16 protein-coding genes are annotated in these 23,297 nt (G+C 64.9%); 3 read left to right on the forward strand and 13 right to left on the reverse strand.

Annotated elements, in window-relative coordinates:
• Positions 1–42: 42 nt before the first annotated feature.
• The 8 genes from ACP4XC_RS08980 to ACP4XC_RS09015 form a co-directional block, all read right to left on the reverse strand.
• Positions 43–1,236, reverse strand: a complete 1,194-nt coding sequence (locus tag ACP4XC_RS08980; protein WP_427174571.1) for a phosphotransferase — start codon at positions 1,234–1,236, stop codon at positions 43–45.
• Positions 1,233–2,507, reverse strand: coding sequence for a phosphotransferase family protein (locus tag ACP4XC_RS08985; protein ID WP_427174573.1), 1,275 nt, complete (start codon positions 2,505–2,507; stop codon positions 1,233–1,235). Before ACP4XC_RS08985 ends, ACP4XC_RS08980 begins: the two co-directional genes overlap by 4 nt.
• Positions 2,504–4,240, reverse strand: a complete 1,737-nt coding sequence (locus ACP4XC_RS08990) for an ABC transporter ATP-binding protein (protein WP_427174574.1) — start codon at positions 4,238–4,240, stop codon at positions 2,504–2,506. The genes ACP4XC_RS08985 and ACP4XC_RS08990 overlap by 4 nt, the downstream gene beginning before the upstream one ends.
• Before the next feature lie 143 nt (positions 4,241–4,383).
• Positions 4,384–5,556, reverse strand: a complete 1,173-nt coding sequence (locus ACP4XC_RS08995) for a glycosyltransferase family 4 protein (RefSeq protein WP_427174575.1) — start codon at positions 5,554–5,556, stop codon at positions 4,384–4,386.
• On the reverse strand, positions 5,556–6,776 hold the full coding sequence (locus tag ACP4XC_RS09000) for a glycosyltransferase family 4 protein (RefSeq protein ID WP_427174576.1): 1,221 nt from the start codon (positions 6,774–6,776) through the stop codon (positions 5,556–5,558). The genes ACP4XC_RS08995 and ACP4XC_RS09000 overlap by 1 nt, the downstream gene beginning before the upstream one ends.
• Positions 6,763–7,977 (reverse strand): glycosyltransferase family protein, encoded by a 1,215-nt coding sequence (locus tag ACP4XC_RS09005; RefSeq protein WP_427174577.1) that lies wholly within the window; start codon positions 7,975–7,977, stop codon positions 6,763–6,765. Before ACP4XC_RS09005 ends, ACP4XC_RS09000 begins: the two co-directional genes overlap by 14 nt.
• A gap of 115 nt (positions 7,978–8,092) precedes the next feature.
• Positions 8,093–8,758, reverse strand: a complete 666-nt coding sequence (locus ACP4XC_RS09010) for a response regulator transcription factor (protein ID WP_427174578.1) — start codon at positions 8,756–8,758, stop codon at positions 8,093–8,095.
• On the reverse strand, positions 8,755–10,395 hold the full coding sequence (locus ACP4XC_RS09015) for a sensor histidine kinase (RefSeq protein WP_427174579.1): 1,641 nt from the start codon (positions 10,393–10,395) through the stop codon (positions 8,755–8,757). The genes ACP4XC_RS09010 and ACP4XC_RS09015 overlap by 4 nt, the downstream gene beginning before the upstream one ends.
• A 652-nt stretch (positions 10,396–11,047) precedes the next feature.
• On the opposite strand from ACP4XC_RS09015, the gene ACP4XC_RS09020 reads away from it, so the two are divergent.
• Positions 11,048–11,389 (forward strand): hypothetical protein, encoded by a 342-nt coding sequence (locus tag ACP4XC_RS09020; RefSeq protein ID WP_427174581.1) that lies wholly within the window; start codon positions 11,048–11,050, stop codon positions 11,387–11,389.
• A 792-nt stretch (positions 11,390–12,181) separates the two neighbouring features.
• Here the strand turns inward: ACP4XC_RS09020 and ACP4XC_RS09025 are convergent.
• Entirely contained in the window at positions 12,182–13,564 is a 1,383-nt protein-coding gene (locus ACP4XC_RS09025) for an FAD-binding oxidoreductase (protein ID WP_427174583.1), read from the reverse strand.
• A gap of 58 nt (positions 13,565–13,622) precedes the next feature.
• Positions 13,623–15,386 carry an L-lactate permease gene (locus ACP4XC_RS09030; RefSeq protein WP_427174584.1) on the reverse strand — a complete coding sequence of 588 codons (1,764 nt, stop codon included), beginning with the start codon at positions 15,384–15,386 and terminating at the stop codon, positions 13,623–13,625.
• Between the two features lie 316 nt (positions 15,387–15,702).
• On the opposite strand from ACP4XC_RS09030, the gene ACP4XC_RS09035 reads away from it, so the two are divergent.
• Together ACP4XC_RS09035 and ACP4XC_RS09040 are read left to right on the forward strand one after the other, a co-directional pair.
• Entirely contained in the window at positions 15,703–17,892 is a 2,190-nt protein-coding gene (locus ACP4XC_RS09035; protein ID WP_427174585.1) for a malate synthase G, read from the forward strand.
• The gene (locus tag ACP4XC_RS09040; RefSeq protein WP_427174586.1) at positions 17,889–18,317 is read left to right on the forward strand and encodes a GlcG/HbpS family heme-binding protein; all 429 of its coding nucleotides are present in this window, start codon (positions 17,889–17,891) and stop codon (positions 18,315–18,317) included. The genes ACP4XC_RS09035 and ACP4XC_RS09040 overlap by 4 nt, the downstream gene beginning before the upstream one ends.
• A gap of 955 nt (positions 18,318–19,272) precedes the next feature.
• Here the strand turns inward: ACP4XC_RS09040 and ACP4XC_RS09045 are convergent.
• The 3 genes from ACP4XC_RS09045 to ltrA form a co-directional block, all read right to left on the reverse strand.
• A complete protein-coding gene (locus ACP4XC_RS09045) occupies positions 19,273–19,521 on the reverse strand; it encodes a hypothetical protein (RefSeq protein ID WP_427174587.1) in 249 nt (82 codons plus the stop codon).
• A gap of 816 nt (positions 19,522–20,337) precedes the next feature.
• Positions 20,338–21,390, reverse strand: a complete 1,053-nt coding sequence (locus ACP4XC_RS09050) for an IS110 family transposase (protein WP_427174588.1) — start codon at positions 21,388–21,390, stop codon at positions 20,338–20,340.
• A gap of 116 nt (positions 21,391–21,506) precedes the next feature.
• Positions 21,507–22,997 carry a group II intron reverse transcriptase/maturase gene (gene ltrA / locus ACP4XC_RS09055; RefSeq protein ID WP_427174590.1) on the reverse strand — a complete coding sequence of 497 codons (1,491 nt, stop codon included), beginning with the start codon at positions 22,995–22,997 and terminating at the stop codon, positions 21,507–21,509.
• Positions 22,998–23,297 lie beyond the last annotated feature (300 nt).

The following is a 23,297-nucleotide window of genomic DNA, read 5'->3' on the forward strand; positions in this document are numbered from 1 at the left end:
TATACAACTGCGGGATGGTGCATGGAGGCAGCGGTGACGTGCTCAGGGCCGGGGCCGGCGTCCTGTCACCGGACGTCCCCCTGCGGCAGCGGGTCTCCGGGCAGCAGTCCGTGGCGTGGTGCTGGATGACATGCCTTCCCGGGGTCCTGTGGTGTCAGGGTTTCCGCCGTCATTGAGGTATTGCGAGGCGTCGGCTCCCCAGGGCGGCCGGAAGGAATACAGGCATGCCAGTCGGAGCCGCGTGCAGGCGGCGTAGGCGGCGAACCGGTCGGGGCTGACGTGCAGTTTCTGCGCGGTGGCGAGAATGCTGCGATGGGCGATGACGTAGCGTCTGGTTGTCAGCAGATGTTGGCGCAGGCGCAGTTCCAGATGGACGTCGAGGTTGGCCAGATCGAGGGCGGCCTCGGCGAGACAGGTTTCGTCAAAGTCCAGAAGCCCGGGCGCGGCGGCGGGACCTGCGCCGAGGATTTGCTTGTCGTGCAGATCCCCGTGGGCCCATCCCAGTGGATCCGTTGGCGTCTCCGTCAGCCTGGTCAGGGCTATTTGCGCTTGTTCGAGCAGGGCGGCGCGGCCCGTGGCGGCCTCGGGGATGCCCTCGCTGTGCCTGAGCCAGTGATTGATCCAGCGCCGGAGATTGACCGCTTCCGCTTCCGGCGGGTGTTCTGGCAGGTGGTCCAGGCCGGCGCGGAGGCCGGCGCTGCTGGTGGAGGACACGGTGCTGGCCCAGGCGCGTGACCATTGTGTCCATGTGTGGCTAAAGGATTCGTCGGTGACGGTCGTATGGTCGTGCCCGAGTTCGTAGTAGGAACGTCCGGGGAGGCTGCTAAAGACAATGACATCGGGGTCTGCGGCAAGGATCCGCGGGGTGAGGAAAGGTCCGTCACCGGCAGGGATAGTCGCGAGGGTGTGTCGGATGGCGGCGTCCAGGGCGCGCCCGGGCCGGAACACTTTGATGTATTGGCCTCCGGCGTGGATCACCGCGCGTTTGTGGGCGCGGTGGACGAGGATCGTGCCCCTGGGTGCTTCCTGGGCGAGCGAGGGCATCATCGGGTCGTTGCTCGGGACAGGTTCGAAGTTTCCCTGTCGGAGGTGGGCGGCCAGGACGCCCGATCCTGCAGCGTCCCGTACTTCCAGGACGTACTCGCCTGCTACGGGCCCGGGCCAGGCCCGGCGCACGAGCCAGGTGGTGCCACTGGTGTCGGTGACCTGCGATGGCACGGGAGGGCGCCAGTTCATCTCATCAGCTCCCGGGCCCGGTCCAGGTGCCAGGCCATGTTGGCGGCCCACTCCGGGGCCCGGTCCCGGAAAGGGTCGACGCTGCCGGTGAACAGACGAAAGGCGGTCCACAGCTCCAGGTTTCCGGGGGAGTAAACGCCCCCGGCCTGGACGTAGCCTTCGGTGAGCTGTGCCGTTTTTGACCCGCCCGTGGTACGCGTCTCCTGGGTGGGAGCGGTGATTTCCTCGACCGCGGCGAAAGAGCCGAGGTCCGCTTCCGGTGCGCTGGTGTGGGTCCGGTCAAAGTCGATAATTCGGACCTCCTGGCCGGTGATGAGCACCTGGTCGGGGGAGAAGTCGCCGTGGACCAGCACACGATCGCGCGGGCCTCTGTGTCCTGGCAGCCGATGGCTGAGGTCTGCCGCGAGCAGGTTTGCGACGTCTTCGAACGCGGGCACGAGCGCGGCGATCATGGAGCGGGCGGCGAGGAGTTGGGCCAAAAGATTCCCCGACCGGGCGGCGGTGGTGACACCGGAGTCGACAGGGATGCTGTGGAGCCTGGCCAGGGCCTCACCGGCGCGGTGGGCCCCGTTGTCTCCGTCGACTGCCGCCAGGTCCCCCCCGCCCCAGGCCGGGCTGGCGCTGATGCCGTGCTTCGAGCATTCTTCATCCGCCAGAAGTGGGAGCACTGGGACCCCATGCTGGTTCAGTCGTTCCCAGAAACGCCGTTGCATTTGGGCGTCGTAGGGCTGCGCGGCGGTTTTGATGACGATGGACCCGCCGGGGCCGGCGTCCATCAGTACCAGGCGCCGTTCGGGCTTGTAGCGCAGTATGGTTCCGACATCCCCGAAGCTGCCGCTTCCGGGGCGGTGCCGGGCGCCGAGCCGCTGGAGGCCGTGGTCGCGGAGCCACAGCAGGTTTCCTGCCAGCTCCCAATCGTCTTCGAAACTTCCGACGGCAATGATCACATCGGGCCGGGACTGGTCTGGGCGCAGGAGCCGGATGTCCCCGCCGTGGGTGCTGGAGAAGTGTTCCCGATGGTGGAGTTTGGTAGTGCCCTCGGGGGTTCGGTTCATGGCCCAGCCGTAATGGTGTCTGCCGTTGCGGGTGCGGCGAAAAGCGACGAGCACCGAGGTGCGCGGCTTGTAGCGGACCCTGGTGATGTGGACAGGCTCGCCTAACAGCCCGGACAGGCGGTCGTTGTCGAGCAGATCGGCCAGGCAGGGAAGGGCGGTGTCGCGGTGGGCGAGGGCCTGGTCCGCCTGGGCGCGGCCGCTTGGGATCGGTGTCATGCTCTCACTTCCAAGGGGTTCCGGTAGGGGTGGCGTTGTTTTCCCACCCATACGGCGAAGCGGGTGTCGGGGTCGCGCAGCAGATCGGCCGGGCGGCCCTCCTCGACGATGTGGCCGTTCTCGAGCCAGATGATGCGGTCGCATGAGCGGGCGGAGGAATCGTCGTGGGTGATGGTGATGGAAGTCCGCTCCCTCGTCAGTGCGTCCAGGGCGTCCAGGACAGCTTCGCGGGAGGCAGGATCCAGGCCTGCGGTCGCTTCATCCAGGATGACGATGGGTGCCTGCCTGAGGATGGCGCGGGCAATGGCAAGGCGTTGGCGTTGTCCGCCGGAAAGGTCCTTGGCGGCCTCTCCCAGGACGGTGTCGTAGCCGCGGGGCAGAGCCTGGATGAACGTATCGGCCTGGGCCAGTGACGCAGCTGACCGGATTTCCTCGTCGGAGGCATTCAGGCGTCCGAACCTGATGTTTTCCTTGACTGTGGTGCCGAACAGGACGGAGTCCTGGAGCAGGATGGAGACGTGCGAACGGACGGAGGATATTTGCAGGTCTTTCAGGTCCTTGCCTCCGACCCGGACCGTGCCGGAGATGGGGTCGATCATGCGCAGGATGAGGCTGGCGAGGGTGGATTTTCCGGCCCCGGACGGTCCGAGGATGGCCAGATGTTCTCCGGCGGGGATACTGAGGTTGATCCCGTGCAGCACTGTTCCTTCCCCGTGGCCGGCATAGACGTTCTCGAAGACGATGTCTGGGTTCCGGCTATCGAGTGCGCGTGCGTTGGGGGTTTCGGGCAGGTCGGTTTGGGCGTCGAGGAGGTCCGCGACCCGTTCGCCGGAGGCCGTGGCCCGGGCGATGCGTCCGGTCTGCTTGGCCAGGTCCTTCAACGGTTTCATCCCGGTTTTCAGATAGGTCAGGAAGACGACCAGGTCTCCGGGGGTGATCGAGTGGTCCAGCACCCGCCACCCCCCTCCGGCCAGAACAATGGCGGTGGCCAGGCCGATCAGGACGTCGGTGCGGCGTTCCAGCCCTGCGGCGAGCCGAAGGGCGACGACTCCGGTTCCGAGAGTCGCCTGGTTGCTGGAGCGGAAGCCGGCGCTGATGGTGTCCTCCAGACCGTAGGCCTGGACTTCGCGGATAGCGCCCAGGGTTTGGGCGGCCGTGGTCGCCAGGGTCCCTTCCCCTCTGCGGGAGTTTCCAGCAGCGGTGGTGATCGGACCGGAACTCTTCCGGGAAAGCAGGGCGAAGATCCCTGCCGCGCAGAAGACGACCAGGGCCAGCAGCGGATCGAGCCAGAGCAATATCACCGTCATGGCCAGGAGGGTGATCACGTTGCCCAGCAGCGGAAGTCCGGCGGTGACAGCGACCTCCTGCAGGCGGGAGACGTCCCCGACCAGCCGCTGGACAGTGTCCCCGGTTGAGGCGCGGGTATGGTGTCGCATGGACAGGCTTTGCACATGCCGGAACGCGCGGGCCCTGAGATCGGCGGCGATCCGGGATCCGATAAGCGCGAAGGAGATCGCGGACCAGTAGTTGGCGATGGCGCGCACGATGCTGATGACCACGATCGCGGCGCCGCACAGCAGCAGGGTCTCCAGGCTCGCGTTCATGCTCGGCCCGGGTCTGCGCAGGGTGGCTCCCAGCGAACGGGACACGGCGTCGATGACCAGTTTCACGGGCCATGGTTCAAGGAGCCGAAACAGGACATCCGCCGCCAGTGCGGCGAATCCACCTGCCATCAGGAGCCGGTGCCCTTGAAGATGCGGGCGTACGCACCGCAAGGTCCGGCGAAGCCCGGACTCCGGTTTAGCGCTTCGGCCCCGGGACAGGGGGCCTCCGGGGCGCCTTCCGGTGCGCCGGTTGCTGTGTTTGGGGTGGGGTCTCATGGGTGGGCAGCCTTTGGCTGGGCGGGCAGGGCCGCGGTGATCCGGGCCAGAACGCCGTCCCAGCTGAAGCGCCTTACGGCGTCCTCGCGTGCCTGAATGCCGAGGCGGTCGCGTAGGTCAGGGTCGGCCGCCAGCCGGGTCAATGCCGAGGCCAGGGCGTCCGGTTCCGAAGCCGGAACCAATATTGCGGTCCGGCCATGGTCCAGGATGGTGGGGATCTGGCCCACGTTGCTCGCGATGACCGGCATAGCCGCGGCCATGTATTCATAAACTTTCAGCGGCGAAAAATAGTCATCGCCGCCGGTCTCCGCCAGGGGATAGGGAGCCGCGGCCGCGTCGCATTCATGGAGCAGTCCAGGCACCGCCGCGGGCGCGACAGCCCCGGTGAACTCGGTGTCCACGCCAAGGAAGGAGGCGAGGTGTTCGAGACGGGCCCTGGCCGGACCGTCGCCGATGATCCGCACACGCCAGCGGTCCTGCGGGCGCCCCGCTGTCGTGTTTGCCCTCGCGGCGGCCTCCAGCAGGAACGGGACGCCGTGCCAGGGTTTTAAGGTTCCAACAAAGGCCACCGTCAGGTGATCGGGATTGCCCCGCCCAGTGGGCCGCGCCGCGATGCGTCCTGTGTTGACGCCGTTGGGCGCCAGGACCGTGCTGGCCCCAGGTACCCGTTGGCGGACCCATCCCAGGACGGGTTCGGAGACACACGCCACGACGTCCGCGGCGCCGGCGTTACGGCGCAGGACACTTTCGGCTGCTTTCACCCCGGTCAGCTGGCGGTAGAGCTGTTGTTCTTCGATGAGGGGGGCATTGACCTCCAGGATCGTGGGAACGGCGAGAATGCCGGAGACGATGGACAGGGCCGGGCTGAACAGGGAGTAGCGTTCGTAGGCCAGGCTGCAACCGTCCCGCAGGATTCTGTCGGTGAGGGCAACGGCAGCGTCTTCGACGGCCCGCTCCCGGGCCCGGCCGTCCGCCGGTGCGGGGTTGATTTCGACGACGTGAAGATCCTCAAGGTCGGCCGGACAGGCCGTCCCGAGACGGGCGCAATAGACCGTCACGTCCGCACCCGTGTTCCGCCAGGCGCGGACGATTTCCTGGACGTGGACCGAGGAGCCTTTGGTACCAAAGACCGGGACCCCGGGGTCGGCGCAGACATAGGCCACGTGCATCAGGGGACCTTCTTTTGATCCTGGCATAACGCCCGGAGCGTTTGCGCCTGCCGTCGGGCGTCGTAGTCGTGTTCGATCAGGGCGCGGGCGTTGCGGGCCATCGCGGTCCTGTCGGTGCCCGCCGAGCAAATTCGCTGGATCGCCCGTGCCAGGGCGTGCGGGCTTCCGGGGCTGGCGAGGATTCCGGTGTGGCCGTCGCGAACGACTTCGGGGAGGCCGGTGACGGCGGTCCCGATGCAGGGTACCCCCGCGGCCATCGCTTCGAGCAGCACGGTTGGCATGCCGTCCGCGTTTCCATCGGCAGCGACGACGCAAGGTGCGACGAAGACGTCCGAGGTCCTGAGTAGTTCGTGGATCTGGTCCTGGGTCAGCGCCCCGAGGAGCCGGATGTGATCGGTCAGCCGGAGCCGTTCAAGGCTGTCCTGCAGCTCCCGGGCCAGGGTTCCCGCTCCGGCTATCCGCACCTCTAGACGGAAGCCCTGGGCCACAAGCTCGGCGGCGGCAGGCAGCAGGTGCTGGAATCCCTTCTTCTCAACGAGCCGGCCCACGGCGGCTACGCGGACCGTCGCCCGGACCGGCGGCGGGTCCCGGTAGGGGAAACGGTCCAGTTCAAGTCCATTGCGCACCAGGTGCAGCCGGGAGGTCGAAGCGGGGAAGCGCCGGCGCAGGTGGCGGAGGTTATAACTGCTGATCGTGACGGCGTGATGAGCCTGTTCGAGCTTGATCCGGAGATCTTCGCTGCGGACTGAATCATGGAAAATGTCCACGGCGTGGGCGGTGAAGGAGAACGGAATGCCGGTGATGGCTGAGGCCAGGCGCGCGACACTGGTGGCAATCGAGGCAAAATGGACGTGCATGTGCCGGATGTTCCGTTGAGACAGGGCCGTGGCAAGATTTATTGCCTGGACCGCATCATCGGGTTCGGCGGCGGCAAGCCCGGCGAAGTTCCGTGCCAAAGCGTCGGTGAGCCCGGCCGTTTCGGCTGCGCGGAAAGCCTCCCAGAGGTCAGCGGTCCTGAGCGGGCGGTCGATGTATGTCACCGGTGCCTGGATCCGGGCGAGTTCAGCGTGGAACCGGGGGTCCCGGGGCGGGCGCAGGGAGAAGATCTCAATCCGGTCTCCGGCCGCTTCCCGGGCCAGGATCTCGGAAACGATGAAAGTTTCGGAGAACCGCGGATACATTTTCAGGACGTATGCGGTCCCCGGCTCAGACGGCCACACGGCCGGCACTTTCGCTCTCCCGGGCCGGCAGGGGGAGTGCTGCGGCCTTGGGACCGGTCTGGAGCAGCCCGGCGGCCAGTTGCGGCACACGGATCAGGCCGTTCAGGAGGACCCGGCTGCGGTCCACCCGGGTCCCGAGGCGGGCAGCCAGCCAGGCTGCCAGGATCTGGGGGGTCAGGGTGCCGATGTGGTGGTGTTCCAGGTACCCGGCGCGGGACAGCGACCGGGCGCGGATGAGTTGTTCGGCGCGTGACTGGCTGCGCGGGACGATCAACGCCGGAACGTCGGTGCTCATGATCTCGCACACGGTGTTGTATCCGCCCATCGAAACCACGGCAGCGGCCCGACGCATGTGGCCGATGACATCGTCCACGGCCGCCACGACTGTGGTGCCCGTGGTGGCCAGCCGGCGTATTTGGCGCAGGTCCCCGGCGGGCATTTGCGGCCCGGTGACGATCAGGTGTCCGAGCCCAGACGGCAGTGGTGTGGCCGCGGCGATGCTGGCTAGGGCGTGTCCGTCTGATCCTCCGCCAACCGTCGTCATGAAGTAAGGACCCGGCATGCAGTTCGGGCCCGCGCCCGGAGGCCGGCCCGTGGCCAGGTATCCGGTGTAGTGGATCAGGCCCCTCAGCGAGAACGGTATCTCGCCCGCGGCCACGGGGTCGTGGATGGAGGGGTCGCCATAGACCCAGATCTCATCGAAGAACTTCCTGACAACGCCGGCGCCGCCAAGCCGGTCCCATTCATCTCGCGCCGTGTCGGGGGAATCCAGAACCTCCCGCAGCCCCAGCACAATCCTGGCGTGGCCCTCGGCACGCACCCGGCTCAGGGCGGCGTCCAGTTCGCGGTGGATCCCGGTGGCGTGGCGGTCGATGACGATCAGGTCGGGGCGGAAACCGGTCAGGAAGCCCTCCAGCACAACGGCCCGGAGCGACACCAGATCGGGCATGCGCATGTTCAGGTTCCGCGGTTTGTAGCCGGCGGGGCCTTTATCGACCCCCGGCAGCAGGACCCAGTCCCAGCCTTCGGGGGCGCGGAAGCCCGGGGCGACCGCGGTACCCGTAATCAGCAGGCCCGTTACCGGCCGTCCAGTCAGGCCGGGCAGCTGGTTGGTCAGGGCGTGGGCAAGGGCGAGATTGCGGCGGACATGTCCGAGCCCGAGCGAGTCATGGGAATACAGCGCAATGCGTAACGGTTCCACGGCGGTCCTCCCGCACTTCTGCTCCCGGCCCCAGTCCGGATACCTGTTGGAACCACCATTCTGGACGCCCGGCATGAGAACCGGATTGGGCAATGATTAGAGGATTCTCACGAACTCAGATCTCCACCAGGCGGTAGCCGGCGCCGCGGACGGTGACAAAGCGGTTCCCGCCCAGTTTTTGCCGCAGGTAATGCAGGTAAACGTCCACGACGTTCGACGCGCCGTTGTAGTCATAGCCCCATACATGGCTGAGGAGCTGATCTCTGGTCAGGACCTGGCCTGGATTACGCAGAAACATTTCGGTCATAACGAATTCACGGGCCGAGAGCTCAACTTCCGACCCGCCGGCCCGGGCCAGACGCGTGAGCAGGTCCAGCTCCAGGGATCCGCAGCGCAGTAACCTTCCCTGGTTCTCCGGGGCGGTCTCGCGGAGCCGGACCTTGATGCGTGCCAGGAGCTCTTCGAAGCGGAAGGGCTTGGCCAGGTAGTCATCGGCCCCGCCGTCCAGGCCCGCGACCGTGTCACTCACGGAGTTCCGGGCGGTGAGGATAATGACCGGCAGGTTGATCCGGGATTTGCGCAGCAGGCTCAGGACGGTGAAGCCGTCGAGCCTTGGCAGCCCGACGTCAAGTAACATCAGGTCGAATTCCCCTGTAGTTGCGTAGTCAAGGGCGGTGATCCCGTCCGCGACGACCGAGGGGGTGTGAGCCGCGGCACGGAGGCCTTTTTCCAGGAACCGGGAGATGCGTTCCTCATCCTCGGCGATCAGGATCCGGCTCATCGCGCAGACTCCCGGTCGGACGCCGGAAGGAGCAGGGAGAAGGTCGAGCCGCTGCCGTATGCGGATTTGAGGCTGACGTGGCCCCCGTGGGCCTCGGCGATGGCGCTCACAATGGCCAGACCGAGGCCGGACCCGTCCGGACCACGTCCGGGGACGGCCCGGGCGAAGCGATCGAAGATGCGGTGCTGGTCCTCGGCCAGGATGCCCGATCCCGTGTCCCGCATCCACAGCGCAAGCATGCGCCGGCCGGTCGCCGGGGACCCCGCCACCACCGCTGCGGCTGCATGCTCAATCCTGCTGCCCACCGCAATAGTTGAGGTCGAATCCGTATACTTCACCGCGTTAGCCGCCAACTGCACGAGGGCCTGTGTCAGCCGCTGCGGGTCGGCGACAATGACAGTGTCGGCCGTTTCGTCGATCTGCCAGCGACGGTCGGCCAGGACGCGGATCTTCTCCATCACATGAGCGGTGAAATCGACAACACGGATTTTTTCCCTCCGGAGGAAGTCCGGCTGGCGGGTGTTGGCCAGAAGCAGAAGATCATCGACCAGACGTTGCATACGGTCCGCCTCTTCCAGGACCAGGTCCCTGGTCCCGGCCACCTCAGCCGGGTCGTGGACAGACATCAGTTCCAGGTGGCCGCGAATGATGGTCAGCGGTGTGCGCAGCTCGTGGCCGGCGTCGTCCATGAACTGCTGCTGCTCGCGGACCCCGTCATCGAGGCGCTGCAACATGGTGTTGAAGGTGCGGGCCAACTGGGCCACATCATCAACGCCATTGCGCACATCGATGCGCCGGGTAAGGTCCTTGTGGCTGACGATCTCCGTCGCCTCGCGGAGGCGGCGCAGGGGCGCAAGCAGCCGACCGGCCAAGAGGCCACCCACGACCCCGGAGACCGCCAGCGTCCCGCCTGAGACCAGCATGTAGGTCCGCATGGAGGCCAGGATGCGGTCCCGCTGGTCACCGCTGGACCTACCGACGATGAGGACGGTCCTGCCCTCCGGCGCCCCGCTGACGGGACTGACAGCGATCCGCAGGGGCTGGCCGGCGGAAAGATCGCCTAATACCGTCCGGTCCGGAACCAGGAGTGCGGCCGCGCCGTCGTACTTATCACCCGACAGAAGGCTCTGGTCGGGATTGCCTTCGGCCTTCCATGCCACGCGCCCGTCGATCAGTACCGCGATGACCTCGTGCCGGCTGGTGTCGATCTGGTCAACGGCGTCGCTGATACGTTCAACGACCGTGCCGGCACTGCCGGCACGGACGGGCATGGCGGATTTATCCGCAGGATGGGCGGCAAGCTTTTGGATCTGGCGGGTCCTGTCCAAAAGAGACTGATCCACCCGGTTGTCCAGATCGCGGAATTCCAGCGCGTAGGTGATGAAGCCAGCGAGGGCGAGCCCCGCGCACATCAGAACAAGCATCGTGGCCAGCACCCGGAAACGCACCGACTGAGTCTTAGCGCGTAGAAGCCGCAAGTTGCCCCCGAACGCGGACGGGCTGGCAAGGTCCCGCAGCTTGCCCGCCGCCTCCGCGGTGGCACCCCGCAACACGGCCAGATCGGATAGGCGTCGGCCCGGCGGGGGGTCAGGTCCCGGCGAGGCGGCGGCCTTGCGGCCCCTAATGGCCCCGGACATTGTTCTCCGCACCCGCGGCAGGGATTGGACGGGATGAGCTTCGCGCCGCCGTCGATCCGGGGAGAATACGATCAGCCGGCCCGGCAAGGTGCATTGCATTCGGAATCCGCAGGTGGGGTGGCGGCGCCTCCGTACGCCCGTCCGGTTCCCCGGACGTGCGAGGCTTCCATCGCCCTCCTGCCCGCACCGGGGAACATGGGGCCATGAGGAGACCTTTGCTTGGTTCGGTGGTGATGATGCACTATTACCCATTCAAGGCTATGGGTGACGGGGGCTGCCGTCATGAGTGGCCAACACTTGGATTTCACCACCGTCAGTAACGCGGCGCCAAGCGTCGTCAGTATTCCTACCCGCACCCGTCCCGGGTTCCACTCACGCGAACGGACTGCACTACCCGCAACGCTTGCCGTCCGCCCAGCCCGCGACGCCTCAATAGGCGCTTCCTACCGGCCCTGAGTCCGACTTCAGGGCCGTGGATGAGAAAGTTCTCACAATGTCCTCATCTGGGTTTCAGATCCGCCGCCGAGTATTAACGGACATGTTCACGGCAGGGCCACGACGATGGGCGCAGGATAACTACCGCTCACAGGGTGAGGAGCTGATTATGAGGACCGGTCCGTCAGTACACGGCGATGCCCGACAATACATCGAAATGAGCGCTGATCGGGCTTTGAGCGACCTGCAAGTCAGCGCAGAACATGCGCCGAATGTTGAGGAATGGGTGATCCCTTTCCTGACCGTACTGCTCGGCTTGGACAGCGACATTGACGGGCTCCTCCAAACAATCCATGACCGCCTCGCGGAGCACCCCGCTGCCGAGGGCCTGCCTGATCTGAGGGCCGCGATCGGTACCGCGCTTCAGGCCAGGAAAGAAGCCAAGCAATCCCTCAGGGGTGCCTGCAGGATCGGATTTCGGATCGAGAAGCAGTGTTGGGAAAAACGAAGGCGTCGGCGCCCCGGAGAGCACTACGTCGCGACCAACGCCATCGACTGAGAAGGGGCGCCGCCGCGCTTCGTCGGGAACTCAAGGCGCCCCGTTTGCGGGTCCGGCGTGTCGCGCTTCGGGGCGAGGTGGGGGCCACCCAAAGAATAACTGCGGCCTAAGGTGCTTGCTTCGACCAAGGAGCGCACGGTTGCGTTACAGGACGTACTCCGGCAGCGAGGGTCTTTGGGTTCAGACGACCGCCTCTCCCTACTATGCTCGGGATCAGAGGCTGTGGGACGCCCAATAGGCCCATCGTGATCGGCGGATCCGCCAGCTGACGCCGGGACCGGCCGGGCAGGATCCTGCTCGCGCTTGCTCTTGTCAGGAGCGCAGCGTCGGACCTGGTGGCGTCTGCGCAAGCCTGGGCATGTTCTGTAAAGCTGGCAACTTGCCACAGCTGGTCCAGTCCACTCCGGCGGACCGCGCCATTGCCAGAAAGCGGTTCTGTCCGAACGGGAGTTCCTCGCGCGGGTGAACCAGCACATCGCCATCCGTCGACGTCTCCGATGCGACACGTACTATCGCCGACGCCGTCCGAGCCCGGCCTGAACGCCAGGCCAAAGTGCTCATCCCTGATCATTCCTTACCAGTTCCGGTGGCGGAGGCTGGTGAACCAGACCAAAGGTCCAGGCGGCCCCCAACCATTCACCGGTCCAGCCTGCCTCGCCACGTAACGCACCGAGGCGGCCATGGCGAGAATCGTCAGGGGGTGCCAGGGAGTTCTTCCTCATGCCTTTGCACCAGCCCATTAGACTGCGCGAGGACTTGCTCTCATTCCAGGTTCCGGCGAACGCCGGTGTGCTAGATGGCTTTACCTGGATTGAGAATTCCAAGCGGATCGAAAACGTGTCGGATACTGTGCTGCAGATCTACCGAAATTTGCCCAAGTTCATCGTTTAGCCAATCGCGTTTGAGCAGTCCGATGCCGTGCTCCCCGGTGAGGGTCCCGCCAAGGCTTTTGGCGAGGTAGAACATTTCGCCCAGAGCCTTCTTGGCGGGGCCCGAGGTGATGGATTCTCCGTGTTCCATCACGATCATCGGGTGAAGGTTCCCGTCTGCTGCATGGGCGACGGTATAGATCGGAACATTGGTCCGGGCCGAAATTTCCTCCAGCCCGGCGACTACTTCCGCCAGACGGTTGCGGGGGACACCGATGTCTCCGATGGAGACCGTGCCCTGCCGTTCCAATGCGGGAATCGCCTGCCTGCGAAGGGTTACCAAATCGTTCGCGTGGGTCTCGTCGGTTGCCCGCTCATGGGATGTGGCAAATGGCTTGATGGCCTCGATCAGTACATCCTGTTCCAAAAAGGCGCCGTAGCCATCGGTCTGGGCCAGCAGGAACGCTCCGCCCCGGGAGCGGTGGGTCGTTCCCATCATGGCGTCCACAGCTTCGACCGTGGGGCCGTCCATGAGTTCCAGGACAGAAGGCTGCAGACGTGCGGCGATGATGGCTGAGGCAGCCTGGGCGGCGTGTTCCACGTCCGGGAAGAATGCAGCGACGGTGGCTGTCTGGAAGGGCCGCGGCCGAAGGCGGAGGGTGGCTTCAACCACCACCCCTAGTGTTCCTTCAGACCCGATGATCAGGGCGTTGAGATCGTAGCCGGAGACTCCTTTGATCGTATTCCGTCCCGTCTGCAGGACGCGCCCGTCTGGAAGGACGACCTTCAGGGCCAGGATAGACTCCCTGGTCACCCCGTACTTTGCGCACCACATGCCGCCTGCATTGGTGGCTATGTTGCCTCCAATCGAGCAGATCGCAGTGCTGGCAGGGTCCGGGGCGTAGAAGAGTCCGTGCTCGGCCACAGCCGCGTTAACCTCAGCGTTGAGGACTCCGGGCTGAACGACGGCCAGTTGCTCAACAGGGTCTATGGAGAGGATGCGGTTCATCCTCGAAACATCAAGAACCACTTCACCGGCGTGCGCGGAAGCCCCGGCGGCCAGTCCCGTACCCGCTCCGCGGGGAACGATGGGAACCCGGTGCGCCGACGCGAGCTTCATGGCCTCCACAACGTCCTGGATGGATTCGGCGTAAACGACTCCGTCCGGGAGCGTCGGGGGAGTGTAGCCGGAACGGTCCGTGTTGGCAGCGGAGCGGGCTTCCCGGGTGCTGGACGCGTTCCTCGCGCCGCTGAGAAGCGCAGTTGACGGAGTCAAATCTGACGGAACAACAATGTTTGTGGACATACTAATCGCCTCGATTTAGCTGGGTTCGTGGATTCCTATTGCCGGGCTGACGACGCCGCTATGGCACCATCCATCCGAGGATGGGGGTGGACTGTAGAAAGACGAGGACGGTGATCAGCAGCAGCAGGACCAGGCTCCAGCCTGCCAGCTTTCGCAGCAACGTTCCTTCGGACCCTTCCATTTGAATGGCAGCTGCCGCCACGGCCAGGTTCTGGGGTGAGAGCATCTTGCCCAGGACTCCTCCGGAGGAGTTGGCAGCGGCCATCAGCAGGGGAGACAGGCCAATCTGTTTTGCGGCAGCAACCTGCAGGGGGCCAAACAGTGAGTTTGAGGACGTATCTGATCCTGTCAGAGTCACCCCGAGCCATCCGATGAGTGGAGAGAGCAAAGTGAAGAAGCCGCCGGCCGAAGCCAGCGCCACGCCGAGCGTGGACGTTTCCCCGGAAAGCGTCATGACAAAGGACAGTGCCAGCACGGCGCTGACGGTGACTATGGTCCAGCGAAGTTGGACCAAGGTTTCCCCGTAGATGCGTACCGCCTGCCGGAACGGGATCCGGTAAATGGCCGTCGTCACCACGCCAGCGAAGAGAAGCAGGGTCCCGGTCGCTTTGAGGTGGTCCAGGTGGAAGATTTCGTTGGCCACCGGCTTACCGGCCGCGTCAACAACGTCGAGGCCGGGCCAGCGGAAGGTGACGGTACCCACTTGTCCAAGCCATGTTTTGACCGCAGGAAGCTGGGAAATCGAAAATATTACGACGATGACCAGATAGGGTGCCACCGCCATCCACACGGAACGCGGCGCAGGGCGTGTATGGGTAACCAGCGAGGTATCGACGCCGGCGGAGGCTGAGGCGGATACCGCTTCGGTGACAGAGGCCGAAGCCTGGTTCTGTGCCCTGAGCCCGCTACGCTCTGATAGTCGCCGGACCGGGGTGCCGGATAGGACGGCGTCCGCAACTTCCTGGCCATCAACTGTTTCCCCCGAAGCCGCAAGAATCTGTGAGGGCTGCCAGAAGCGCAGCATGAGCAGGACCGCTCCGATCGCGGCTACTGATGCAACAACATCGGTGAGTTCCACAGCCAGGAAATTTGAGGTGAGGAACTGGAACAGCCCGAACACTGCACCGGCGAGGAGGGCCACCGGCCAGGTCTGCTTCAGTCCGCGGCGGCCGTCGACGATGAAGACCAGCATCAGCGGAACGAGCAGGGCCAGAAAGGGAGTTTGGCGACCCACCATGGATGAGAGGTCATGCAGCGGCAGTCCCGTGACGCCGTTGAGCGCAATGAGTGGTGATGCCATGGCGCCGAAGGCCACCGGTGCAGTGTTGGCCAGCAGGGAGACCATTGCTGCCTTCAAAGGTTTCATTCCGGTGGCCATGAGCATGGCGGCTGAAACAGCGACGGGCGCCCCAAATCCTGCAAGCGCCTCCAGCAACGCACCGAAACAGAACGCGATGAGGATGGTCACGATCCGCTGGTCGTTGGAGATGGAACGGATTGTGCTGCCCAGAGCCTCGAACCAGCGGGTGGCCACGGTCAGCTTGTAGATCCAGAGGGCATTAATGAGAATCCAGAGGATGGGAAATATCCCGTAGACGGCGCCCGCCGCCGTAGCGCTGAGGGCCTGGCCGATGGGCATTTGCCAGCCGATTACTGCCATGAGGATGGAGGCTAGCAGGCTGGCCAGGGCCGCCTTGGCAGCTTTGACGCGGAAAACACCAAGCAAGACAAAGAGAATTATCAGGGGTACCGCGGCGCAGAGCGCCGACCAAAGCAACGAGCCACCGATCGGGGCAAGGATCTGTTGAAACGAATTCACCATTAAACTCCCATGCTTTCAACGAAGAGGGACGAATCGGCGTCGATTCGCAGGCCACCAGTAAAATTTCGCGATATGGAATTGAATTGTTGACCAGTGGACAAACTGTAGGTGTGTTTCCTGTCACGGTCAACGCCTGTGCATCTTTCGCTGAAAGTTTTGCCGTCAATGGTTGCGCAAGCCCTGAGGGGTGCCCGCTGCCGGCTGGCCTGCCCTGGGTGGAAGCAATGACCCTCGTTGACAGAGTGTTAGCAGGTGGCTAAGTTTTATGAATTGACATTTTATTTCCATATTACGGAAATCTGAAAGGGCTCACGCTATGCCGAACCATGTGGAGACCAACGGTCTCAGCGTCGCCGAGGGATTATATGCGTTCGTCCGTGACGAGGCGCTGCCAGGCACCGGCCTTGAGGAGAATGCGTTCTGGGCGGGCGCGGCTAAGCTCATCCGGGAGTTCTCGCCGCAAGTCGATGAGCTCTTGGGCATCCGCGACCGGCTCCAGCAGCAGATCGACGCTTTCCACCGCTCCCGCGCTGATACGCCTGTGGATCCGGACACCTACGAGGATTTCCTTCGCTCGATCGGCTACCTGGTCGATGAGCCGCGGGATTTCACCATTACGACCGGCGGTGTCGACCCCGAGATCGCCACCATCTCGGGACCCCAGCTGGTGGTCCCGCTGCTCAATGCCCGGTTCGCGGCCAACGCTGCCAACGCCCGCTGGGGCTCCCTCTACGATGCGCTCTACGGAACAGACGTTTTCGACGAAGCGGACGGCCGCGGGCGCCGGGGCGGCGCTTACAACCCGATCCGGGGGGCCGCCGTCGTCGCCCGCGGGCGGCAATTCCTGGACGAGAACGTGCCCTTGGCGGCCGGCTCGCATGCCGACGTCACCACCTACCGCATTAACGACGGCGCACTCGTCGCCGAAACCCCGGACCGCACGACGGGGCTCGCCGAACCTTCCCAATTCCGCGGCTACCGGGGAACAGCGGAAGCGCCCGAAGCGGTGCTTCTGGCACATCACGGACTCCACCTGGAGATCCAGGTCGACCGTGCCCATCCCATCGGCTCGGGTGATGCTGCCGGCGTGAAGGACATCGTCATGGAATCCGCGGTCACCACGATCATGGACCTCGAAGATTCCGTGGCCGCCGTCGACGCCGATGACAAGGTGGCCGGTTACCGCAACTGGCTGCAGCTGATGCAGGGAACCCTGACGGCGGAAGTCACCAAGGGTGGCCAGACCTATACGCGGGGGCTGAACTCCGACCGGGCCTACACCGCAGCCGACGGTTCCGAGCTGACCCTGCCAGGCCGCTCGCTGCTGCTCATCCGTCAGGTCGGTCACCTGATGACCAGCGATGCCGTAATCGACGCGTCCGGCAAGCCGGTGCCCGAGGAGATCCTCGATGCCCTCGTCACCGGCCTCGGCGCCGTGCACGACCTGCGGGGCCCGAACGCCCGGCAGAACTCCCGGACCGGATCGGTGTACATCGTGAAACCGAAGATGCATGGACCCCGCGAGGTGGCCGTGGCCTGCGCCCTGCTCGCGGCCACGGAGTCCGTGCTGGACCTCGAGCCGCTCACCCTGAAGATCGGAATCATGGACGAGGAGCGCCGCACCTCGGCAAACCTCAAGGCCTGCATCTGGGAGGCGCGGGACCGCGTGGTCTTCATCAATACCGGGTTCCTGGACCGCACCGGGGACGAGATCCACACCTCGATGCTCGCTGGCCCCATGGTGCGCAAGGCCGACATGCGCAACTCTAGTTGGATCGCCGCTTATGAAGACGCCAACGTTGATGTCGGACTGGAGTGCGGCTTCCGCGGGCGAGCCCAGATCGGCAAGGGCATGTGGGCAGCTCCGGATAACCTGGCGGACATGCTCGCCCAGAAGATCGCCCATCCGCTCGCGGGCGCCAACTGCGCCTGGGTCCCTTCGCCTACCGCCGCGACCCTGCACGCCATCCACTACCACCAGGTCGATGTGGACGCCCGGCAGGCGGAACTCGGCGGCGACCGCCGGTCCACGCTGCGGCAATTGCTGACCATCCCGATCGGTGACCCCTCCGAGTGGGACTCCGCAGCCCGGCGTAACGAGCTGGACAACAATATCCAGAGCACACTGGGGTACGTGGTGCGCTGGGTGAATGACGGCGTCGGATGCTCCAAAGTTCCCGACATCCACGGCACAGCCCTGATGGAGGACCGCGCCACCTGCCGCATCAGTTCACAGCACGTCTCCAACTGGGTCCTGCACGGTGTGGTGACCAGGGAAGAAGTAGAAGAATCACTGCGGCGCATGGCGCAGGTCGTCGACGGACAGAACGCCTCAGACCCGGATTATCTGCCCATGTCCCCCGCCTTCGACAGCGAGGCATTCCTGGCAGCCCGCGAACTCGTACTCGAAGGCGTCGCCCAGCCATCCGGGTACACCGAGCCCATTCTGCACCGGCACCGTTCTGCGCAGAAGCTCATTCACCACCTTGCAGGGAGCGCATCATGAGCATTGATCTGACAACCGCCCAAGCTATCATCGGCGAAGCCCTGGCGGCTGGCGAGCAGCATGGCTTCAAGCCGCTGACCGTCGTCGTGCTCGACCCGGGCGGCCATGTCATCGCCGGCGCGCGCCAGGACGGCGCCTCAAATAACCGCTTTGAGATCGCGCAGGGTAAGGCATACGGGGCGCTGGCCCTTGGGATGGGATCGCGGGCGATCATGGAGCGCGCCGAGCAGCAGGGCTACTTCATCGCCTCCGTGACCGCCGCTCTCGGCGGCCGCCTGATCCCGGTTCCAGGCGGCGTGCTCGTTCGCGACGCAGACGGCACGATCAAGGGCGCGATCGGCATCAGCGGTGACAGCTCCGACAACGACGAGGCCGCAGCGTCCACGGCGATAAAGGCGGCCGGACTGACGCCACAGGTGGCCTGACGGTTCCCGTCGGCCAAGGACTCACGTCAGGTCAAAGGATGATCGCGTCGGCGAGGAATGCGGTCAGGCCTCCGGCCACCGCCGGAAGGTCCCGGTGTCCCGGGCCCGGATCGACAGAGACAACAACGGCCGGCGCCAGGCACCGGGGCATCCCGGCCTCCGGCCACCGCCGGAAGGTCCCGGTGTCCCGGGCCCGGATCGACAGAGACAACAACGGCCGGCGCCAGGCACCGGGGCATCCCGGCCTCCGGCCACCGCCGGAAGGTCCCGGTGTCCCGGGCCCGGATCGACAGAGACAACAACGGCCGGCGCCAGGCACCGGGGCATCAGGCACACCGCGTCCCCCAAGTCGACGGCGGACGTGAACTCCTCGTTGAGTCACAATGCGTTTGCCATCACCCCCTAGGCAATGGCGGGCACGTGCGTGCCCGCCGATCGTCCGTGCTTGCGGGCAGGTCAGCAGAAAACGCTGCCGCCGCCCCGGGCAGTTCCCGTCCGCCGCCAGGTGGGGCTTGCCGGTTCCGTAAGCGCCGGTGAGGCACAACGAGTGGCCTTTGCGATCGAGTCCCGGCAGCGAGCGTGTGGATCGTGGAGGGGTTGATGTTCGGGTTCGCGTCGAAGTCCCGTGCCACTTGTCCCGCTGGAATTCGTCGGATTTGACCCACGGAGGGAGGAGCGTTGGTCGCGGTCAACAGACTTGGCCAACAGCAGTTCGGCCCGGAAGCCCTGATAGAGGAGAGTTGCTCTTTTCCAGCGACGGAAACGGTTTCGTCAAGGACAGCGTGGATGGTGGGCAGCCCGAGTCGACGACAGGCGTGGTACACGACCTCTCGGCTTGTTTTAGGTCAGCCCGCGTCGCCGGCGCAGGGTCTTGGACACGACAACGTGTGCGGGCAGGGCTCGTGAAATCTGCTCCTTGCTCGACTGCGGTTCGTCGGGTGGACGTTGCGCTTCTTCAGGAGCTGGTCATACCGGCGATGGTGGGCAGCGGGCGTTTGTCAGGTGGAAGACCGGCGATCACGGCGTGCCGCCCGGCCGCCTGACTCCATCGAGATGCGGCCGTTGCAGCGTTGTCGGATGCGGTGAGCAGTTCCCGGAGGAAGCCAGCAGCGTGTTCTTCAGTTTCGGTGGGGTCGGTCCAGTGGTTACGCCAAAGGCCGATGTCACCGGGGGTGGAGCTTGACACGACGCTGGCGGAGAACACTCGAAAGTCAGCAGATCCTTATAGCCGCACGAGGTGAGTGCCTTGAACAAACCGGCCCAATCGACTGTGCCAGTTCCGAGTCGGCCGCGGTAGCTGTCGGCGATATGCAAATAGCCGAGAAGTGGGCCTGTGTCCCGCATCGCGTTGGATTGAGAGAGCTCCTCGATGTCGGCGTGGGCACAACGCAGGATTTCCCGGAGGTTGGAGAGACCCCTAAAGAACCTCTGCCGTCAGGGGTTTTCCATACGCTGGCCGCCCTCTCGATACCGGTTCACGTTCCGGCCCTCCCACGACAGCTCTTGCAGGCCTCAAACCGTCGTTGGATCTCCTCCTAAGGACGCGCTCCTGCCGCGCCGTCGGCGCGGCACTGGGCGAAGGCGCAATTAGGCCGCGCGCTCCTGCCCCGGATACTGACGGTGTAGGCCGCCAACTGCCCCTTCTGACGAAGCACCTGGACCGCCGGCAGACAGCTACGTCATCCTCGGGAACCTTCCGGATGCCCAACGGGCAGTGGAACGATTCTTGCGCCCAATGGCTGAATCGCACCGACAGGCGGCCCAAGTCCATATGAGGACGAACGGCCGTCGCCCCGTCACCACGTACGTGCATCACCTAATCCGGCCTCGGCGGCGCTCAGCGATTCCGGTAGTAGTCCTTCCGGATCAGCCGCCGAACGGGCAGCTTCCCCTGCGTCGTCCTGAGGCGGGGATGAACGGCAGCCGCATCAGCAGGCGGTGATGGTGCGAGGGATGCCAAGATGCGCGGAGCACCGCCGACCAGGCGCGGATACGCACCGTACGAGATTTGGAGTGTCTACTAAGAAAACGAAGGTGGGCTCCCTGCAGAAAGTGGGGTGAGGATGGGCTCGAATCCGAGCGAGATCATTCTGCGTTGGAGGCGTTTCTTGGCACGTTCGGGGTTCGTTTTGTCGTAATGATCGATGCCAAGTTCGTCGTAGGCGACACCGTCGTGGAGCATGTTCCAGACGATGACGAGCAGCGTGTGTTGGATTGCGACTACCGCACGCAGGGCGCCGGCATGGGACTGAATGCGACGGTATTTCACGGCGAGATAGGTCGTTTTTGATCGGGACACGGCCAGCGCCGCGATTCCCAGTGCGGCTTTGAGGTAATGGTCGCCGGGCCGGGTTTGGGTGGACTTGATCCGTCCAGCGGACTCGTTCCGGCTTGGACATACTCCGGCCCACGAAGCCAGGTGCCCGGCAGTGTCAAAGACGCTCATGTCCACCCCGGCTTCGGCGATGATGACGTTAGCGACATTCTTCGAAATCCCAGGGACTGTCATCAGCAGCTCCCGGGCCAAGGAAAAGGGTTCCATCACAATATCGATGCGAATATCGAGGGCCGCGAGGGACGCCTCGATCTGATCAATGCGGTCCAGATGCAGCTGCACCATGAATGCGTGGTGGTCAGTGAAGCGGCCGGTGAGGGCTTCGACCAGCGCTGCGGATTTGCGGCCCGTCGAGGCGTGCGCCAGCGAAGCTAAGGCCTGCGGGTCACGTTCTCCGGATACAAGAGCTCCGAGGATGCTGCGCGCGGATTGGGTGCTCAGCGTGCTGACCACCGAGGACAACTTGATGCCCGAGTCCTCCAGTGCTTTCTCCAGTCGTGAGAATTCACGAGTCCGCTCATGCGTCAGGTTCGATCGCGTGCGGGTCAAATCCCGTAACTGACGGATCGGTTCGGGTGGCACGAAACTGGCCCGCAGCAGATTATGGGCGGCGAGCTCCGCCAGCCACGTCGCGTCTGAAACATCGCTCTTCCGCCCCGGGATATTCCGCGCAGCTTTGGCATTAACCAGTAGTACGTTCAGTGACTCCGCTAGCAGGAAGTAGTGAAGTCGGCCCAAGGCGCGGTGCCGGTCTTTCGACCGATCCGTTTCCTTGGACCGCTTCCCGCACCCGCCGTGCGACTTTCACCGCAACGGGCGCTCCACAAGTCCCTCAGGAATCCCGGTGGTTCCTCTCATCCCATGGACGGCCAGGGATTCGGGATCGCTGTTCCCCGGTACCGGTAGCGTGTGGTGCTGACCTTCGCGGGATTGAACAGTGTCCGTTCCTCCGTGCCCGGCCACCAGCGCCCGCCGCAAAAGCGGCGGCGCAGGTCCTTCACGGTGATCCGGCGGTGTTTTCGGCGCAACCATCTGATGACCCGCGCCCACGTATATGAGCTGAGGTACTTGAAGGTCGCGCTGGACACCCCGGGCCGGAAGTAGGCGCACCAGCCCCGCAACATCCAGTTGAGCTTGATGAGCAGGGCATCGAGTGGCTGCCCGGTGTCCATTCGGCGGCACAGCGTCCGCACTTTGCCCGTCACGGCCTGGACGGCCTTGCGTGCCGGGTAGGTGTAGACATGTGACCGGTCGGTGCCCCGTTTGCGGTGGCGCTGGATGCGCCACCCCAGGAAGTCGAGGCCCTCATCGATGTGGGTGATCAGGGTCTTCTCCGGCGACAGCCGCAATCCCATCGTGGACAGGACGGTGGCTGCCCGCTCCCGCAGCATTTCAGCGTCGGCCCTGGTGCCCGAGACCACCAGGCACCAGTCGTCTGCGTAACGGATCAATCTATAGTTAGGCAGATCGCGGGACCGTCGCTTCATCCGTTGGTAGGAACTGGTAGCGGGACCGCCCGGTCCCTGGGCGATGTGCTCGTCCAGGACCGAGAGAGCCACGTTACTCAGCAGCGGCGAGAGAATGGACCCCTGCGGGGTACCGGCGTTGTTTTCCCGCAGCACGCGGTCCTCACCGAGGATGCCCGCCTTCAGGAAAGCCTTGACCAGGGTCAGAACACGTTTGTCTCCGACACGACCGCGCACCCGGTCCAGGAGAGCGGAATGCGAGATCTCGTCAAAACAGGCCTTGATGTCACCCTCGACGATCCACTCGTATGAGCGGGACGTAAGGAAACGCACTTCGGCCACCGCATCATGAGCCCGGCGATTCGGGCGGAACCCGTAAGAACACGGGAGGAAATCCGCCTCGAAAATCGGCTCCAACACCAGCTTCAAGGATGCCTGCACCACCCGGTCGGCGATCGTGGCGATCCCCAGACGGCGCCACTTGCCGCCAGCCTTGGGGATCATCCGCTCACGCACGGGAAGTGGACGGAAGCTACGGTCCTTCAACGAGGCCCGCAACCCGCCGAGAAGATTCCCGACACCCGTCGACAGCGCGATGGAGGACGCAGTACGCCCATCGACCCCTGCCGTCCGTGCACCCTTGTTCCCCCGCACCCGATCCCACGCAACCAAAAGGAACGCGGGATCAACGACGAGGTTGAACAGATCATCGAACCTGCGATGAGGATCATCACCGGCCCAACGGTGCAGCTTGGTCTGGATCTGCAGTACCCGGCGCTCCGCCTCATACAAGGCGTGCTCCGGCTCGTCGGTATTCACCGGCGACACCTCCTGATCTTCCAGTTCTTCAGCTGCTGACTTGCTGGCCCCCTTCGCCATGTGCGCGCCTTTCGCGTGCTCGGACTACTACGGGGCCTCCGCCCCACCCACGGCCCTGAGTCGGCAACGGACCTGCCCACCACCGGACTGGCTGCCCGGCGGGAGGGCGACCGCGGATGGTTCCCACGTTCACCAAGAATCGATTCGAAGGAGGAGGCGCCCGCCTTTACCCCGACAGCATCGCCACGCCTACGCCGCAGGCATTCACCGTGGCCTCCCCACCGGACCGATGCAACCGGCTTCGGAGTTGGCCGACCCGCCGAAACGGACCAACCACGCACTGCACACCGGCCCATATCC

The organism is Arthrobacter sp. 92, from assembly GCF_050260325.1.
Taxonomy (GTDB): Bacteria; Actinomycetota; Actinomycetes; order Actinomycetales; family Micrococcaceae; genus Arthrobacter.

Excerpts from the sequence above, each read along its gene's own strand:
- ACP4XC_RS09010 (WP_427174578.1), bottom strand. The coding sequence starts at position 8,758 with ATGAGCCGGATCCTGATCGCCGAGGATGAGGAACGCATCTCCCGGTTC.
- ltrA (WP_427174590.1), bottom strand. The coding sequence starts at position 22,997 with ATGGCGAAGGGGGCCAGCAAGTCAGCAGCTGAAGAACTGGAAGATCAG.
- ACP4XC_RS09040 (WP_427174586.1), top strand. The coding sequence starts at position 17,889 with ATGAGCATTGATCTGACAACCGCCCAAGCTATCATCGGCGAAGCCCTG.
- ACP4XC_RS08985 (WP_427174573.1), bottom strand. The coding sequence starts at position 2,507 with ATGACACCGATCCCAAGCGGCCGCGCCCAGGCGGACCAGGCCCTCGCC.
- ACP4XC_RS09030 (WP_427174584.1), bottom strand. The coding sequence starts at position 15,386 with ATGGTGAATTCGTTTCAACAGATCCTTGCCCCGATCGGTGGCTCGTTG.
- ACP4XC_RS08995 (WP_427174575.1), bottom strand. The coding sequence starts at position 5,556 with ATGCACGTGGCCTATGTCTGCGCCGACCCCGGGGTCCCGGTCTTTGGT.
- ACP4XC_RS09020 (WP_427174581.1), top strand. The coding sequence starts at position 11,048 with ATGAGCGCTGATCGGGCTTTGAGCGACCTGCAAGTCAGCGCAGAACAT.
- ACP4XC_RS09025 (WP_427174583.1), bottom strand. The coding sequence starts at position 13,564 with ATGTCCACAAACATTGTTGTTCCGTCAGATTTGACTCCGTCAACTGCG.
- ACP4XC_RS09035 (WP_427174585.1), top strand. The coding sequence starts at position 15,703 with ATGCCGAACCATGTGGAGACCAACGGTCTCAGCGTCGCCGAGGGATTA.
- ACP4XC_RS08980 (WP_427174571.1), bottom strand. The coding sequence starts at position 1,236 with ATGAACTGGCGCCCTCCCGTGCCATCGCAGGTCACCGACACCAGTGGC.
- ACP4XC_RS09015 (WP_427174579.1), bottom strand. The coding sequence starts at position 10,395 with ATGTCCGGGGCCATTAGGGGCCGCAAGGCCGCCGCCTCGCCGGGACCT.
- ACP4XC_RS08990 (WP_427174574.1), bottom strand. The coding sequence starts at position 4,240 with ATGGCAGGTGGATTCGCCGCACTGGCGGCGGATGTCCTGTTTCGGCTC.